The 14,581-nt window shown below is 61.3% G+C and carries 14 protein-coding genes; 4 read left to right on the plus strand and 10 right to left on the minus strand.

From position 1 onward, the window contains the following. Positions 1 to 69: 69 nt before the first annotated feature. The 4 genes from ACSQ2W_RS10805 to hmgA all read right to left on the minus strand — a co-directional run bounded on the left by ACSQ2W_RS10805 (position 70) and on the right by hmgA (position 3,707). A complete protein-coding gene (locus ACSQ2W_RS10805) occupies positions 70 to 381 on the minus strand; it encodes a hypothetical protein (protein WP_436086243.1) in 312 nt (103 codons plus the stop codon). Positions 382 to 612: 231 nt separating this feature from the next. Next, the gene (maiA, locus tag ACSQ2W_RS10810) at positions 613 to 1,284 is read right to left on the minus strand and encodes a maleylacetoacetate isomerase (RefSeq protein ID WP_436087751.1); all 672 of its coding nucleotides are present in this window, start codon (positions 1,282 to 1,284) and stop codon (positions 613 to 615) included. Continuing rightward, positions 1,280 to 2,296, minus strand: a complete 1,017-nt coding sequence (locus ACSQ2W_RS10815) for a fumarylacetoacetate hydrolase family protein (RefSeq protein WP_436086244.1) — start codon at positions 2,294 to 2,296, stop codon at positions 1,280 to 1,282. The genes maiA and ACSQ2W_RS10815 overlap by 5 nt, the downstream gene beginning before the upstream one ends. Positions 2,297 to 2,351: 55 nt before the next feature. Continuing rightward, positions 2,352 to 3,707, minus strand: coding sequence for a homogentisate 1,2-dioxygenase (hmgA, locus tag ACSQ2W_RS10820; protein WP_436086245.1), 1,356 nt, complete (start codon positions 3,705 to 3,707; stop codon positions 2,352 to 2,354). Positions 3,708 to 3,774: 67 nt separating this feature from the next. Here hmgA and ACSQ2W_RS10825 point away from each other — a divergent pair, with 67 nt between their 5' ends. Continuing rightward, positions 3,775 to 4,236 carry a MarR family winged helix-turn-helix transcriptional regulator gene (locus tag ACSQ2W_RS10825; protein WP_436086246.1) on the plus strand — a complete coding sequence of 154 codons (462 nt, stop codon included), beginning with the start codon at positions 3,775 to 3,777 and terminating at the stop codon, positions 4,234 to 4,236. 7 nt (positions 4,237 to 4,243) lie between these two features. Here ACSQ2W_RS10825 and ACSQ2W_RS10830 read toward each other — a convergent pair whose 3' ends face one another. Next, the gene (locus ACSQ2W_RS10830; RefSeq protein ID WP_436086247.1) at positions 4,244 to 4,723 is read right to left on the minus strand and encodes an Lrp/AsnC family transcriptional regulator; all 480 of its coding nucleotides are present in this window, start codon (positions 4,721 to 4,723) and stop codon (positions 4,244 to 4,246) included. Positions 4,724 to 4,854: 131 nt separating this feature from the next. On the opposite strand from ACSQ2W_RS10830, the gene hppD reads away from it, so the two are divergent. After that, on the plus strand, positions 4,855 to 5,967 hold the full coding sequence (hppD, locus tag ACSQ2W_RS10835; RefSeq protein ID WP_436086248.1) for a 4-hydroxyphenylpyruvate dioxygenase: 1,113 nt from the start codon (positions 4,855 to 4,857) through the stop codon (positions 5,965 to 5,967). A gap of 62 nt (positions 5,968 to 6,029) precedes the next feature. Here hppD and ACSQ2W_RS10840 read toward each other — a convergent pair whose 3' ends face one another. From ACSQ2W_RS10840 to ACSQ2W_RS10850, 3 genes are all read right to left on the minus strand, one after another. Further along, positions 6,030 to 6,815: an aminotransferase class IV family protein gene (locus ACSQ2W_RS10840; RefSeq protein WP_436086249.1), complete on the minus strand. Its 786-nt coding sequence runs from the start codon at positions 6,813 to 6,815 to the stop codon at positions 6,030 to 6,032. Beyond that, positions 6,812 to 7,969, minus strand: coding sequence for an aminodeoxychorismate synthase component I (locus ACSQ2W_RS10845; protein ID WP_436087752.1), 1,158 nt, complete (start codon positions 7,967 to 7,969; stop codon positions 6,812 to 6,814). Before ACSQ2W_RS10845 ends, ACSQ2W_RS10840 begins: the two co-directional genes overlap by 4 nt. Positions 7,970 to 8,156: 187 nt before the next feature. Then, positions 8,157 to 10,019 (minus strand): M3 family oligoendopeptidase, encoded by a 1,863-nt coding sequence (locus tag ACSQ2W_RS10850; protein ID WP_436086250.1) that lies wholly within the window; start codon positions 10,017 to 10,019, stop codon positions 8,157 to 8,159. A 203-nt stretch (positions 10,020 to 10,222) separates the two neighbouring features. On the opposite strand from ACSQ2W_RS10850, the gene ACSQ2W_RS10855 reads away from it, so the two are divergent. Further along, positions 10,223 to 11,770, plus strand: coding sequence for a sigma 54-interacting transcriptional regulator (locus ACSQ2W_RS10855; protein ID WP_436086251.1), 1,548 nt, complete (start codon positions 10,223 to 10,225; stop codon positions 11,768 to 11,770). A 184-nt stretch (positions 11,771 to 11,954) separates the two neighbouring features. Next, positions 11,955 to 13,814: a DUF882 domain-containing protein gene (locus ACSQ2W_RS10860; RefSeq protein ID WP_436086252.1), complete on the plus strand. Its 1,860-nt coding sequence runs from the start codon at positions 11,955 to 11,957 to the stop codon at positions 13,812 to 13,814. 72 nt (positions 13,815 to 13,886) lie between these two features. Here the strand turns inward: ACSQ2W_RS10860 and ACSQ2W_RS10865 are convergent, their stop codons facing one another. Then, positions 13,887 to 14,150 carry a DUF2312 domain-containing protein gene (locus ACSQ2W_RS10865; RefSeq protein WP_436086253.1) on the minus strand — a complete coding sequence of 88 codons (264 nt, stop codon included), beginning with the start codon at positions 14,148 to 14,150 and terminating at the stop codon, positions 13,887 to 13,889. Between the two features lie 120 nt (positions 14,151 to 14,270). Beyond that, positions 14,271 to 14,576 (minus strand): DUF1244 domain-containing protein, encoded by a 306-nt coding sequence (locus tag ACSQ2W_RS10870; protein WP_436086254.1) that lies wholly within the window; start codon positions 14,574 to 14,576, stop codon positions 14,271 to 14,273. Positions 14,577 to 14,581: the final 5 nt, after the last annotated feature.

The raw sequence follows: 14,581 nt of genomic DNA on the forward strand, positions 1-14,581 counted from the left end.
CGTCAATACAACGCGCTACGCGTTCGGCGCGTTCTGGTGGCGCAGGATGCCGCAGGCGCTACTGCGCAATCATGTTTTCGCGCCCGGGTCAACCGGGACCGTTTCCCAGTTCTGGCCGGCAAAGACCACGCAGCTGCGACCGCTGACGTTGGTCACCAGCATCGTCCAGCTGCCGCTTGCGGCGACATAGACCTCAAGGATGGCGCCCTCGTTGATCAGGCCGACGGCCACGAGTGTCTCGGAATAATGCGAGCCGAGGAATTCGACGACCTTGGAATGTTCGGCGCAATTAAACATCTGCTGCGCCGCCGCCGGATGCGCCATCGCCGCAAGTGCCATAAGTGCGGTCCCGGTAAGGATGCGGATCAGTTTGCGTGCCATGACGCACCTCCTTTCGCCGGTAGTCTGGCGGAAAAGGAGATTGGTTCGACCTATCCTGCCGGGCCGGCATTCCTATGGTCGGAACCTAACGCGACACGCGTAAATGGTGCCGCCACACGTGGATTATGGCAGAAATTTCATGATTTTTCAAAATATTATTGGAGACCGGCAGGGCGGCCGACATTGAAGCTTTCCCCGTGCGGGGCAATCGCATGTGGTGATCAACGGCCGCTAACGCGGTTTGGCATTCGAGATCGCGACTTGATCCGGATGCGCGCGCGCAAATGCCGGAAGACGCTCGCATTTCTCCGCGATCGCCATGGTACGCGGGCAGGCGGAAAGATCGGCGGTCCACCGGCGGGCATTGTAGACTTGCGGTACGAGGCAGAGATCGGCCATCGTTGGTTGGTCGCCGTGGCAGAATTCGCCGGTTCCGGGGTTGTCCAGCATCCGTTCGAAGGCGCCCAGACCCTCGCCGATGAATTTGCGCATCCATGCAGATCGCGCCGTGTCGGGGTCTTGTGATTGCTGCATGACATGGAAGACGACGCCGAGATTGCAGATCGGATGGATATCCATGGCAATCGCGTAGGACAGCGCCCTGACGCGCTGGCGGGCCACTGGATCGGAGGGCAGCAGGCTGGAACCGGGCCGCGTCTCTGAAAGATATTCGATGATCGCCAGCGACTGCGTGAGTATTTGCCCATCGATTTCAAGCGCGGGAACCAGGCCTTGGGGATTGCGGGCGAGATGCTCCTGCTGTTTGTGTTCTCCAGCCAGGAGATCGACGGCTACGGACCGGTAGGGGATTGCCAGCATGTTGAGCGCGATCCGCACGCGGTAGCTGGCCGATGAGCGCCAGTAGTCGAACAGAACCGTTTCGCCCATGAAAGCCACCTCAATCTCTTTCATACTTCGTCACGGTCTGTTCGATCGCCCCGAAGATCGAGTGTCCTGCCTCGTCCTTCATCTCGATACGAACGGTGTCGCCGAACCGCATGAACGGCGTGATCGGACCGCCTGTTTCGATGGTTTCGATCATGCGGATTTCGGCGATGCAGGAATAGCCGGCGCCGCCTTGCGCGACCGGCTTTCCCGGTCCGTCTTCGAGCTTGTTGGAAACCGTGCCCGAGCCGATGATGGTGCCGGCGCAGAGCGGCCGGGTCTTGGCCGCGTGCGCAATGAGTTCGCCGAAATCGAAGGTCATGTCGACGCCGGCATTGGCGCGGCCGAAAGGCTTGCCGTTGAGATCGACATGGAGCGGCAGGTGCAGCTTGCCGCTGTCCCAGGCACTGTCAAGTTCATCCGGCGTCACCGCAACGGGCGAGAAGGCAGAGGATGGTTTGGACTGGAAGAAGCCGAAACCCTTGGCGAGTTCGGCTGGGATCAACCCGCGCAGGGAGACGTCGTTGACGAGCATCACCAGTCGGATCGCCGCGCGGGCCTCCTCGATCGTCGCTCCCATCGGCACATCGTCAACGATGACGGCGATCTCAGCCTCCATGTCGATGCCGAAGGATTCGTCGGCCATGACAATCGGATCGCGGGGGCCGATAAAGCTGTCCGAGCCGCCCTGATACATCAGCGGGTCGGTCCAGAACGTCACCGGCATTTCGGCGTTGCGGGCCTTGCGCACCAGTTCGACGTGATTGACATAGGCCGAGCCGTCCGCCCACTGATAGGCACGCGGCAGCGGCGAGGCGGTGTCGTGTTCATGAAACCGCATCGACGGCTGGGCGCCGGCCTCCAGCCCTTCAGCCACCGCGGCGAGACGTGGCGCCACATGCTCCCAGTCATCCAGCGCAGCCTGCAAGGTGCGAGCGATGTGGCCGACCTCGGAGCAGCGGGTCAGATCCCGGGAGACGACGACGAGCCGGCCGTCCCGGGTGCTATCCTTGAGGGTTGCAAGTTTCATGGTTCTCTATCTCGCTTTTCGAGTAATCGATTGGCCTCAGTTGTCGCGCCCGACGTCACTTGATGCCGGGCGTGCCGTCGAACCTGCGCTCCAGCCCGTCCCAGCATTCGAGATAGTCGTCCTGCAGCGTCTCAAGTTCAGCGGCGTAGCGTGTCAGTTGCTGCGGGTAGCGGGTCTCGAACATGAAGGCCATGGTGTGGTCGAGTTTCATCGGTTTCAGCTCGACATTGGAGGCCTTTTCGAAACCCATCGCATCCGGGCCGTGCGGCAACATCATGTTGTGCAGGCTGATGCCACCCGGCACGAAGCCTTCTTCCTTGGCATCGTATTGACCATGGATCAGGCCCATGAACTCGCTCATGATGTTGCGGTGGTACCACGGCGGGCGGAAGGTGTGTTCGGCGACCAGCCAGCGCGGCGGGAAGATGACGAAATCGACATTGGCGGTGCCCGATTCCTCGGTCGGCGCCGTCAGCACGGTGAAGATCGACGGATCGGGATGATCGAACAGGATGGCGCCGACCGGCGAGAAGGTCCTCAGGTCGTATTTGAATGGCGCGTAATTGCCGTGCCAGGCGACGACGTCGAGCGGCGAATGGCCGATCTCGGTGACGTAGAACTTGCCGCACCATTTGACATGCACGCGGCACGGCGTTTCCTTGTCTTCATAAGCGGCAACCGGCGTCTTGAAATCGCGCGGATTGGCGAGGCAATTGGCACCGATCGGGCCGCGATCCGGCAGCGTGAACTTGGCGCCGTAGTTCTCGCAGATATAGCCACGCCACTCGGGCCCCTCGCCGAGGCGCGAGACCTTGAACATCATGCCGCGCGGGATGAGGCAGATCTCGGATGGTTCGACATCGATGATGCCCATTTCGGTAAAGACGCGCATGGCGCCGAGCTGCGGCACGACCAGCAGTTCGCCATCGGCATTGAAGAAATAGTCGTCGACCATGTCGTCGTTGAAGGCGTAGACATGCGCCGCCATGCCGACCTGGGTCATCACGTCGCCCGCGGCCGTCATCGTGCGGATGCCGGCGAGGAAGTTGAGCTTTTCTGTTGGCGCCTGGATCGGGCTCCAGCGCAGCTGGCCGAGCGGCAGGGAGTGATCGTCCAGGCATGGGGCCGATCTCCAGAAGGGATAGCCCGCATTGGAAAACCGGCGGGTGTGCCGCACGCTCGGGCGGATGCGGTAGAGCCACGAGCGCTCGTTGGTGCCGCGCGGTGCCGTGAAGGGGGAGCCGGACAGTTGCTCGGCATAAAGCCCGTAATTGCATTTCTGCGGACTGTTCTGGCCTTGCGGGAGGGCTTCGGGCAGGGATTCGGTCTCGAAGTCGTTGCCGAAGCCCGGCATGTATTGCGGGCTGTTCGCCACGGCATCGACCGCGGTATTTCGGGTTTTCTCCAGCATGGCTTGCACCTCCTCAGCAGATATGGTTACAAATGTAACTGTCAATTTTGTAACTATCAAGGAAGTCATGGACCCCAAGAATGTCATAGGCGACTTCGATCTCGAACAGTTCTTGCCGTTTCGCCTCAATCGCGCCGCGGAGTTCATCGCCTTGCGCTTCGCCGCCGCCTACAAGGCGGAATATGGCCTGACGCGGCCGGAGTGGCGGACACTGGCGGCACTTGGGAGCTCGGGGCGCATGACGGCGACCGAGGTCGGCGTTCATTCGACCATGCACAAGACGAAGGTCAGCCGCGCCGTCTTCGCACTGGAGGAACGCCGGTGGCTGAAGCGGACGCAGCATGAGGAAGACCGTCGCGTCGAACATCTGGAACTGACGGCTGCAGGGACCAAAGCCTATCGGGAGCTGACACGGCTTGCGCGCGACTATTCGGCGGAGTTGGAAACGCTCCTGGGGACGGATGGCCTGCAGGCCCTGTCATCCGGGCTGGCCGCTGTTGAAAACGCCATGGCGAAACGGCGCAGCTGAGGCACGCTCAGTATTTACCGCGCTGGCGGACCGGCAACCCCTGAAAGTCCTTCAACGTCGCCAGCACGATCGAGGTCTTTACATGTTGCACGCTGTCATGCGGCAGGAGCACGTCGTTGACGAAGTGCGATAGCCCGGCCAGATCATAGGTCACGACCTTGAGGTGATAGTCCATCTCGCCGGTTAGCGCGTAGCATTCCAGCACCTCCGGCAGATCGGCTATCAGGGCTGCGAAACGCTTGGCATTGTCGCGGTTATGGGTGGCAAGGGTGACGGCGATCACGACCATCAGGTCGAGCCCAAGCCGGCCGCGATCGAGCACGGCGCGGTAGCCAAGAATGAAGCCGTCAGCCTCCAAACGTGACCGGCGGCGCGAACATTGAGACGGCGACAGGGCGATCAATTCCGACAGTTCGTTGTTGGTCAGCCGGCCGTCGCCTTGCAATTCGGCAAGGATCTTCAGGTCGTAACCATCCATCTGTTCCATTCGTGCATACCTTCGTCAAATTTCGCACAGATCATGCATTGATCTGGTTATATCACGCAAGAATGCAAGCACAATGCATGGGATTTGCGCCATGATCGCCTCAACATTCGAGGAGTTCAGAGGAGAGAACCATGGGACCCTTCCCGCACGATGCACCCCCGTCCGGCATCACCGCCGAAAACCCGGCAGGGACGGACGGTTTCGAGTTTGTCGAGTTTTCTCACCCCGAGCCGGAAAAGCTGAGAGAACTTTTCACGCGCATGGGCTACACCTGCGTTGCCAAGCACCGCACGAAGGACATCACCGTCTGGCGCCAGGGCGATATCAACTATCTGCTCAATGCCGAACCGGGCAGCCATGCCATGCGCTTCGTCGCCGCTCACGGCCCCTGCGCGCCGTCCATGGCTTGGCGCGTCGTCGATGCCAAGCACGCTTTCGAGCACGCCGTGTCGAAGGGCGCGACGCCCTATGAAGGCAAGGACAAGGCACTCGACGTTCCGGCCATCGTCGGTATCGGCGGGTCGCTGCTTTATTTCATCGAGATCTACGGCAAGAAGGGCTCGCCCTATGAGGCCGAGTTCGAATGGTCGGGCGAGCGCGACCCGAAGCCGGAGGGTGTCGGCTTCTATTATCTCGATCACCTGACCCATAACGTCTATCGCGGCAACATGGACAAGTGGTGGGACTTCTATCGCGAGCTCTTCGGTTTCAAGCAGATCCACTTCTTCAACATCGACGGCCGCATCACGGGTCTGACAAGCCGGGCGATCACCTCGCCCTGCGGCAAGATCCGCATTCCACTGAACGAATCCAAGGACGATACCAGCCAGATCGAGGAATATCTGCGCAAGTACAAGGGCGAAGGCATCCAGCACATCGCGGTCGGAACGGAAGGCATCTACGACGCCACCGACAAGCTCGCCGCCAACGGCCTGAAATTCATGCCGGGCCCGCCGGATACCTATTACGAACTCTCCCATGAACGCGTGCATGGGCACGACGAGCCGATCGAGAGGATGAAACAGCATGGCATCCTGATCGACGGCGAAGGCGTGGTGGATGGCGGCACGACCCGCATTCTCCTGCAGATCTTCTCGAAGACGGTGATCGGCCCGATCTTCTTCGAATTCATCCAGCGCAAGGGCGATGAAGGGTTCGGGGAAGGCAACTTCCGTGCCCTCTTCGAATCGATCGAGGCAGACCAGATCCGCCGCGGCGTGCTGCACCCGACGGCTGCGGAATAACGGGAAATCTTCGCAGTTTTGCCAAGCCCCGCCGGTTTCGCGCCGGCGGGGCCATTTTTTACCTAGACCAGCTCCGCCCTGATCAACCCACGGAGTGAATTGCCCACATAAAGTGTGCCGTTTTGTAGATCTTCGAGAGAAAGGCGCTGCACGCGGGCGCGGCGGGCGCAAATCAGTTCGGTCCTGAGCACGCCTGCGAGCAGACCGCAGGATATCGGCGGCGTCTTCAACATGCCCGAACCATCATCGAGGAAGAGCGACGTGATCGTGCCCTCGCAGGGCTCGCCCTTCTCGTTGAGCAGCAGGACTTCGTCGGCAGCGGCAGCTGGATATTCGCCCCGCGCCGCCTCGTAGATCTCGCGCCGGGTGGTCTTGTGGCGCAGGAGCTTGTTGGCCGAATCGAGGCGGGCAGCCGCGACCGCGACGCGCCAGATGGTGTTTTCGGGAAGCGGTGTGAACGGCGCGGTGGTGACGGCGATCCTGCCGGAGGGACTGAGCGTCAGGCGAACGCGGAGGGAAGCTTTTGCAGCGTTTGCGGTTTCACCCCCCTCTGCCCTGTCGGGCATCTCCCCCTCAAGGGGGGAGATTGGACCTGCGGCTGCCTCGATGGTGCGTTGTTGGGGTGTGGTCGCGCCAGCCTGATCTCCCCCCTTGAGGGGGAGATGTCCCGAAGGGACAGAGGGGGGTACCGCTCCAAGTATTTCAGCCAGACGTGCCTCTGCTTTGTCTGCCCCGGCAAATCCCAGCCGCCCGGCCGAGCGCTTCAGGCGGGCGAGGTGCAACCGCAGGCGGACGATGCCGGTGCCCGGTTCCCATCGCATCGTTTCGATCAGCGAAAACTCCGTCATCGCTCGATCCAGGCGTCGCCGACGGCGAAGCGCGCTTTCAGCAGGCATTCCTCATATTCCGCTTCGGCGGTCGAATCGAAAACGATGCCGCCGCCGACGTTGAAGATGGCTTCGCCATCCGGAAAGAGCGACAGCGTGCGGATGGCGACGTTGAAACGCATGATACCATCAGGCGCGATGAAGCCGATCGAGCCGCAATAGGCGTCGCGCGGGCCGGCTTCCAGATCATGCAGGATTTCCATTGCCCGCATTTTTGGCGCGCCGGTGACCGAACCGCACGGGAACAGCGCTTCGAAAATTCGGCTGATTCCGACGTCCGGCAGCAGTTTGGCCCGCACGTGGCTCACCATTTGGTGCACCGTCGGGTAGGTCTCGATGTCGAAAAGGCGCGGGACTTCGAGCGTGCCAACCTCGGTGATGCGGGAGATGTCGTTGCGCAGCAGATCGACGATCATCCTGTTTTCGGCCTGCGATTTCGGATCGGCACGCATCTCGCGGATGATTTCCTGATCCTCCGCCGCGCTTGCGCCGCGCCGGGCGGTGCCCTTCATCGGGTGTGTCTCGATCCAGCCTTCCTTGTCGACCTTGAAAAAAAGTTCCGGCGAGCGCGACAACAAGGTCGGGCCGTCGAGCGAGACGAGCGCGCCGTATTTCACCGGCTGCCGCTCGATCAGCGACCAGAAGGCGGCGAGCGGATCGCCGTTCCAGCGGGCAGCGACCGGCATGGTGAGGTTCGCCTGGTAACAATCGCCCTGTCGCAGGTGCTGGTGCAGGCGGTCGAAGCGCTGCCTGTAGGCATCAAAGTTCCAGTTTGCGCGGGGCTCGGTGATGAACGGCTCATTTTCCATGCGGCGCCGGGGCTCGGAAAGCGGATGTGCCTCGGCCGGTCCGTCGAAGACACCGAAGGACATGAGCGGCGTGCGGCGGTTTTCCTCGGCAAAGGGAGCGAGCTTCTGCTCGAAGAGATGGCCCGCCTCATAGCTCATGAAGCCCGCAAGCCATTTTCCGGCGCTGTGCGCGGCTTCCATGTCCTCGAGCCCGCGCCAGAACTCGGCCTTCGTCCGCGCCGTGATCACATGCGAAGGCTCGGCGAAGACGGTCGTCCTGTCTTCGCTGTCGTCGCGGAAAAGGACAAAGGGGCCGGTGTCGGTCATGCTGCTCACGTCGGTGTCCGCATGGATCCTCGGGTTAAGCCCGAGGATGACGGGAATGGGGTTACCTAATCAATGCTGGTAGCGGCTTTTCAGTGAGCCAGATCCCCAGATTTGTCATCCTCGGGCCTGACCCGAGGATCCATGCCGAGATCCAGGAAACTTGCTTCCATCCCGTACCCGCCGAAAATTAAGCCTGCCTATCAAGCGCCTCAAGTTCGTCGATCAGCCCCTCCAGCATCGACAGGCCCTGTGCCCAGAACGACGGATCGGTGGCGTCGAGGCCGAAGGGGGCGAGCAGTTCGGCGTGATGCTTGGTGCCGCCGGCCTTGAGCATCTCGAAATACTTCTGCTGGAAGCCGGTTTCGGCCTTCTGGTAAACGGCGTACAGCGAGTTTACCAGGCAATCTCCGAAGGCATAGGCGTAGACATAGAAGGGTGAATGGATGAAGTGGGGGATATAGGCCCAGTAGGTCTCGTAGCCCTCGGAAATGCGGATAGCCGGCCCAAGGCTCTCCCTCTGAACCGACAGCCATAGTTCACCGATGTCGTCGGCGGTCAGTTCGCCATTTTTGCGGGCGGTGTGGATCTTGCGCTCGAATTCGTAGAAGGCGATCTGGCGCACGACCGTGTTGATCATGTCCTCGACCTTCTGGGCGAGCATGGCCTTGCGCTCGCGCTTGTCCTTCGTCTTGTCGAGAAGGGCGCGGAAGGTCAGCATTTCGCCGAAGACGGAGGCGGTTTCAGCAAGCGTCAACGGCGTCGAAGCCATCAGCGCACCCTGCGCGCCGGCGAGAACCTGATGCACGCCGTGCCCGAGTTCATGGGCGAGCGTCATCACGTCCCGCGGCTTGCCCATGTAGTTGACCAGCACATACGGATGCGCCGAAGGCACGGTCGGATGTGCGAAGGCGCCGGGCGCCTTGCCCGGGCGAACCGGCGCATCGATCCAGCCGCCGTCGAAGAAGCGGCCGGCGATATCCGCCATTTCCGGTTCAAAACTGCGATAGGCGGACAGCACGGTTTCCTTGGCATCAGCCCAGGGGATGAGCGAGGTCGGCGTTTCCGGCAGCGGTGCGTTGCGATCCCAGAATTCCATCTGTTCCATGCCGAGCCACTTTGCCTTCATCGCGTAGTAGCGATGCGACAGGCGCGGATAGGCGTCCTTCACGGCGGCGGCCAGTGCGTCGACGACGTCGCGCTCGACCCGGTTGGCCAGATGGCGGCTGTCGGCGATATCTTTGAAACCGCGCCAGCGATCGGAGATTTCCTTGTCCTTGGCGAGCGTGTTGGTGATCAGCGTGAAGGTGCGGATGTTGGCCTTGAAGGTCTTGGTCAATGCCTCGGCTGCCTTTTTCCGGACGGCCGGGTCGGCCTCCTGGAGCATGCTGAGTGTCACTTCGAGTGGCCGGTCCTCACCGTCGATATTGAATGTCAGCGACGCCATCGTCTCGTCGAACAGCCGGTTGAAGGCGCTGGCGCCGGTCATCGATTTTTCGAGGAAGAGCTGTTCCAGCTTGTCGTCGAGCTGATAGGGCTTGTCCATGCGCAGATCGACGATCCACGGCTTGTAATGGCCCGCCAGCGCATCGCTTTCGAGCGCGGCATCGATGACGGCATCGTCGATCCGGTTCATTTCCAGCGAGAAGAACAGGAGATGGCTCGCCATATCCGTCAGTTTCGACTGGGCATCACCGTAGAGCTTGCCGTGGGCCGGATTGGACGTGTCGGAGAAGTAGGTGAGGCCGGCAAAGGAGCCGATCTTGCCCATCAGGTCTTCCAGCGCCTCATACTCGCGCACAGCCGCGCCGATGCCGTCGCCACCGGTCCGCGTGGCAGCATCGGCCAGCTTGCCCTTCCATTTTTCTTCGAAAGCCTTCGCCGCGGCCTCGGCCTTGTCCAGGTCGCCGAGATATTCCTGCGACGTTGCCGATGGGTACAGATCCTCCAGTTTCCAGGACGGCAGGTCGCCAAGCTGCGCTGCTTCCGCAGCGCCTGAAGCAGCGGCATGGGCGATGCGGGAAGATGTCCGGAAGGATGGAAGATGGTGCATGAGCGTTCACTCTTTTCAACGGGTGCGGCCCGGATTCGGGTGGCGAAGCAAAGGGCGGATATGGGGCCATGACCTAACGTCGGCAATGGTTAAAATGCAAGCATTTCTCAAAAGAGGATTTTCAGGCCTTTGTGGGACGAATGCTTCTCACGACGCGGCACATGAGGTGTCGTTTTGGTTCTATCAGAGAGCAGGAGGCCTTCATGACATCCCAAATTCTCGTCATCGACGATGATCCGGTCCAGCGCCGCCTGCTGACGAACATGATCGAACGTCTTGGCCATGTCGCTCATCTGGCCGACAACGGTCGCAGCGGTCTGGATCTGCTGGAGCGCAAGCGCGGTCTGATCAGCGTCATTCTGCTCGATCTGATGATGCCGGAAATGAACGGTCATGGGTTCCTCGAAGCGATCGCCGAGCGCGGCATCGATACGCCAGTGATCGTGCAGACGGGACAGGGCGGCATCGAGACCGTCGTTCTCGCCATGCAGGCCGGCGCCTTCGATTTCGTCGTCAAGCCGGTTTCGCCCGAACGCCTCAGCGTTGCGATCACCAACGCGCTCAAGATGGACCACCGCGAAAATCGCGGCCGCGCCACGAAGCGATCGCGCAGCGGTGCCGTTGGTTTCGATGATGTGGTTTCGGCAAGCCCTGCCATGATCCGGGTGCTCGATCTCGCGCGCCGTGCCGCGCAGTCGAATATCCCGATCGTGCTGGAAGGTGAATCCGGTGTCGGCAAGGAAATGGTCGCCCGCGCCATCCAGCACGCCAGCGAGCGCGCCAGCAAGCCCTTCGTCACCGTCAATTGCGGCGCCATCCCGCACAATCTGGTCGAAAGCATCCTCTTCGGCCATGAAAAGGGCGCGTTTACCGGCGCCACGGAAAAACACTCCGGCAAGTTCGCCGACGCCGATGGCGGCACGCTGTTCCTCGACGAGATCGGCGACCTGCCTGTCGAGGTCCAGGTGAAGCTCTTGCGCGCGGTGCAGCAGGGCGAGATCGAGACGATCGGCGCGCGCCATCCGCAGAAGGTCAACGTCCGGCTGATTTCCGCGACCAACAAGGACCTGATCAACGAAGTGCGCGAAGGCCGCTTCCGCGAAGACCTGTATTACCGGCTGAACGTCTTCCCCATCGCCATGCCGGCACTGCGCAAGCGCAAGGAAGACATCCCGGTTCTGGTGCGCACCTTTGTCGAGCGTTTTTCGCTGGAACAGCGGCTTGCGGCGCCGCTGACGGTTTCAAGCGGTGCGTTGGCATTGCTGACCGCCTATGACTGGCCCGGCAACATCCGCCAGTTGGAAAACGCCATCTTCCGGGCGGTCGTGCTTGCCGAAGGGGCGGAACTGACGGTCAAGGATTTCCCGCAGATCGCCACGCAAATCCCCGGCTATGTCGTTGCCGAGAAATCGGGTTTCAGCTGGGAAGAGACCGGGCCTTCGAAAATTCAGGTGACCGACGCCAGTCACCTGCCGCCGGTCTATCCGCATTTCGGCTCAGCCGAGAGGGCGGAAGTGCGAAATGCGGTTGCGGATACGCAGCCTGAAAATGCGATTGCGAGCGTCGATGATGGCGGAAATGTGCGCAAGCTGGCCGAAGTGGAAGAGGAACTGATTCGTTTTGCGCTCAAGTTCTACCGCGGGCAAATGAGCCAGGTGGCCCGAAAACTGGGAATCGGAAGGTCGACATTGTACCGTAAACTCAAGGATTATGGCATTAATCCGGACGATCCGTTCAGTGAGGCCGCATAAAACGAGGGATAACAAAGCTTAACGATCCGTCGTATTTGGCTGTTGTCGTTTAGACCTTGTTAGTGAACCATTCACTATATTATAAGGATAACCGATGACTGTGGCATATTTGCCATGCTGTCACCGCAATTGACAGTCATCTGAGCAGCCACGGGACGCATTGTCCGTCGGACGGGGATTGAGTTTGCAAAATTTGTTCGGATTCAAGAAGCCTGACGGCTCCGTGATAACCCGCTTTTGCGCTGCAGTGGCCCACAAGATGCCGCGTGTCCTCGCATCGCTCCTGATCGCGGCCGCAATGGTCACGCCCGGCATGGCTCCGCCGGTGGAGGCCGCAGGCCAGACCCGCACGCTCAAACTCTATTTCGTTCACACCCGGGAAAAGGCGTCGATCACGTTCAAGCGCAATGGTCGCTACGATGCCAAGGGCCTGCAGCAGGTCAATCGTTTCCTGCGCGACTGGCGCCGCAACGAACCGACGAAGATGGACCCGCGCCTTCTCGATCTTGTCTGGGAAGTCTACCAGAAGAGCGGCTCGCGCGACTATATCCACGTGGTTTCCGCCTACCGCTCGCCGGCCACCAACGGCATGCTGCGGTCGCGTTCCAAGGGTGTGGCCAAGAAGAGCCAGCACATGCTCGGCAAGGCGATGGATTTCTACCTGCCCGACGTCAGGCTGAAGAATCTGCGCGAAATCGGCATGAAGTTCCAGGTCGGCGGCGTTGGCTATTACCCGACCTCCGGTTCGCCTTTCGTGCACATGGATGTCGGCGGCGTTCGCGCCTGGCCGCGCATGAGCCGCGGCGAACTTGCGCGCCTCTTCCCCGACGGCAAGACCATGCACGTGCCGGCTGACGGCAAGCCGCTGCCGGGTTATGAACTGGCCGTGGCCGATTACAAGCGCCGGGTCGGCACCAGCGCCATTGAAGTGGCTGGCGGCGGCGCCAAGGGACCGGGCGACAAGGATACGAAACGCAAGGGCAACCTCTTCGCCATGCTGTTTGGCGGTGGTGATGAGGATGAAGAACCGAATGCAATTGCCAGCGGCGAGCTGGAAGGTGCGGACGAGCAGCCGGCTGCCAGGGCCAAGGTCACGGAAGTTGCTGTTGCCGAGGCTCAGCAGGCTCTTCCCGGCGTCGATGGCTCGGAACAGGCCCCGGAGAAAGAAGTGGCCGCGCCGGTGCCAGGCGCAAGACCGGCCTTCAAGGATGTACCGGCAGACGCGGGCGTACAGATGGCGCTCGTTGCTCCGACCAAGGAAGCGGCCCAGGATGCCTGGACCGCGGCTCTGCCTGAACCGGCCGCAACCGAAGGCGAATATGCCGATCTGAACGGCTACAAGATTCCCGTGCCGCAGATGCTTGGTAAGCGCGGCTTGAACGGCGATGCCGGCAGCGACACGCTGATGGCCTCGACCGATCCGAATGCCGCGGTGCTGGGTGAGGAGGTCGCAGCGCTTGGTTTTGTGCCTGTGCCGGCCATGCGCCCGGCAGACGAAGCCTCCCTGATGGCCGTGGCCGACGCCAATGTCGTGGTGCCGTCCTTTGCCGAACGGGTTGAGCAGCCGCAGGCAGTGGCCGAGGCGGAGCAACCGGTTGAAGCTGTTGCCGAGGCACAGACACGTGTGGCGCTTGCACAGCCGACGCCGCAGGAGCGGCCGATTGAGCTGGCGGCCTACGTGCCGCCGTCGAGCGCCGAAACGCGCGCTGCGATCTTCGAGGACGTTTTCGATGCGACTGCAGAGGCACCCGCCAAGGGCAAGCGTCCAAACAAGCAGGAGGCCGATGCGGCGACCCGTTCATCGGTCCGCACCGAACCGAAGCTGACCCAGCAGATCATTTCCACCTGGGCGCTGTCGAACGGCCGCATGGCGACCTTGTCCAAGCCGGTGAAGGCGCCGCGCTTCGTCAGCAAGACGTTGCGGGCTTCGCCGACTACGGTCTATTCGGCCGGTTTCTCGAACGAAGCCGGTTCCGTAGACACGGCACGGTTCAGCGGAAGTGCGGTCAATTTCCTGGAAGTGAAGAAGTTCAGCACGAACTGATCAGATCCATCACGGATGCGTCACGAAAAAACCCGCCGGAATGGCGGGTTTTTTGTTGGTTGCGGGCGCCGTTTATTCGGCTGCCGGCGCGTCGATCATGCCGAGCGCTGCGAGGTAGGTGTCGAGGATGGCTTCCTGCTCCATGCGCTCGTCCTTGTCCTGCTTGCGGATGGCGATGACTTTTTTCAGGATCTTCGTATCGAAGCCGGTTCCCTTCGCCTCGCCATACACATCCTTGATGTCGTCGGCGATGGTCTTTTTTTCTTCTTCCAGCCGCTCGATCCGCTCGATGAAAGAGCGAAGCTGATCGCGGGCGACGCCGTGGGCATCCGACATGGTTTTCTCCTTGTTGGGGGACTGAATTTGCGAGGCTGTGACCTGCCGCGAAGTCGCTTCAAGGTCAAGTGACATTGCGTAACGCCGCACCGATTTCGCGGCTGCTTTCAGCAGCGTCTGCTATTCCTTGGGCTTGTTCACCTCGAAGGCGGCCTTCTGTTCGCTGGCCGCCTCCTTCTGGTAAAGCGACCGCCATTCGTCATAAGGCATGCCGTAGACGATCTCACGGGACTGGTCTTTATCCATCGGCACGCCAGCGGTAATGGCGGCATCGCGATACCAGTTGGACAGGCAGTTGCGGCAGAAACCGGCAAGGTTCATCAGGTCGATGTTCTGGACATCGGTGCGTTCGCGCAGATGGGTGATGAGGCGGCGGAAGGCGGCTGCCTCGAATTCCAGCTGCTGCTGTGGCGTCAAATCGGTCATCGTCG

Origin of the sequence: Pararhizobium sp. LjRoot255 (assembly GCF_964252905.1) — a bacterium.
GTDB lineage: Bacteria > Pseudomonadota > Alphaproteobacteria > Rhizobiales > Rhizobiaceae > Pararhizobium.

What these genes read in the sequence shown, in the direction of transcription:
- ACSQ2W_RS10805 (WP_436086243.1), bottom strand. Translation starts at nt 381, where the DNA reads ATGGCACGCAAACTGATCCGCATCCTTACCGGGACCGCACTTATGGCA.
- ACSQ2W_RS10815 (WP_436086244.1), bottom strand. Translation starts at nt 2,296, where the DNA reads ATGAAACTTGCAACCCTCAAGGATAGCACCCGGGACGGCCGGCTCGTC.
- hmgA (WP_436086245.1), bottom strand. Translation starts at nt 3,707, where the DNA reads ATGCTGGAGAAAACCCGAAATACCGCGGTCGATGCCGTGGCGAACAGC.
- ACSQ2W_RS10825 (WP_436086246.1), top strand. Translation starts at nt 3,775, where the DNA reads ATGGACCCCAAGAATGTCATAGGCGACTTCGATCTCGAACAGTTCTTG.
- ACSQ2W_RS10830 (WP_436086247.1), bottom strand. Translation starts at nt 4,723, where the DNA reads ATGGAACAGATGGATGGTTACGACCTGAAGATCCTTGCCGAATTGCAA.
- hppD (WP_436086248.1), top strand. Translation starts at nt 4,855, where the DNA reads ATGGGACCCTTCCCGCACGATGCACCCCCGTCCGGCATCACCGCCGAA.
- ACSQ2W_RS10840 (WP_436086249.1), bottom strand. Translation starts at nt 6,815, where the DNA reads ATGACGGAGTTTTCGCTGATCGAAACGATGCGATGGGAACCGGGCACC.
- ACSQ2W_RS10845 (WP_436087752.1), bottom strand. Translation starts at nt 7,969, where the DNA reads ATGACCGACACCGGCCCCTTTGTCCTTTTCCGCGACGACAGCGAAGAC.
- ACSQ2W_RS10850 (WP_436086250.1), bottom strand. Translation starts at nt 10,019, where the DNA reads ATGCACCATCTTCCATCCTTCCGGACATCTTCCCGCATCGCCCATGCC.
- ACSQ2W_RS10855 (WP_436086251.1), top strand. Translation starts at nt 10,223, where the DNA reads ATGACATCCCAAATTCTCGTCATCGACGATGATCCGGTCCAGCGCCGC.
- ACSQ2W_RS10865 (WP_436086253.1), bottom strand. Translation starts at nt 14,150, where the DNA reads ATGTCGGATGCCCACGGCGTCGCCCGCGATCAGCTTCGCTCTTTCATC.
- ACSQ2W_RS10870 (WP_436086254.1), bottom strand. Translation starts at nt 14,576, where the DNA reads ATGACCGATTTGACGCCACAGCAGCAGCTGGAATTCGAGGCAGCCGCC.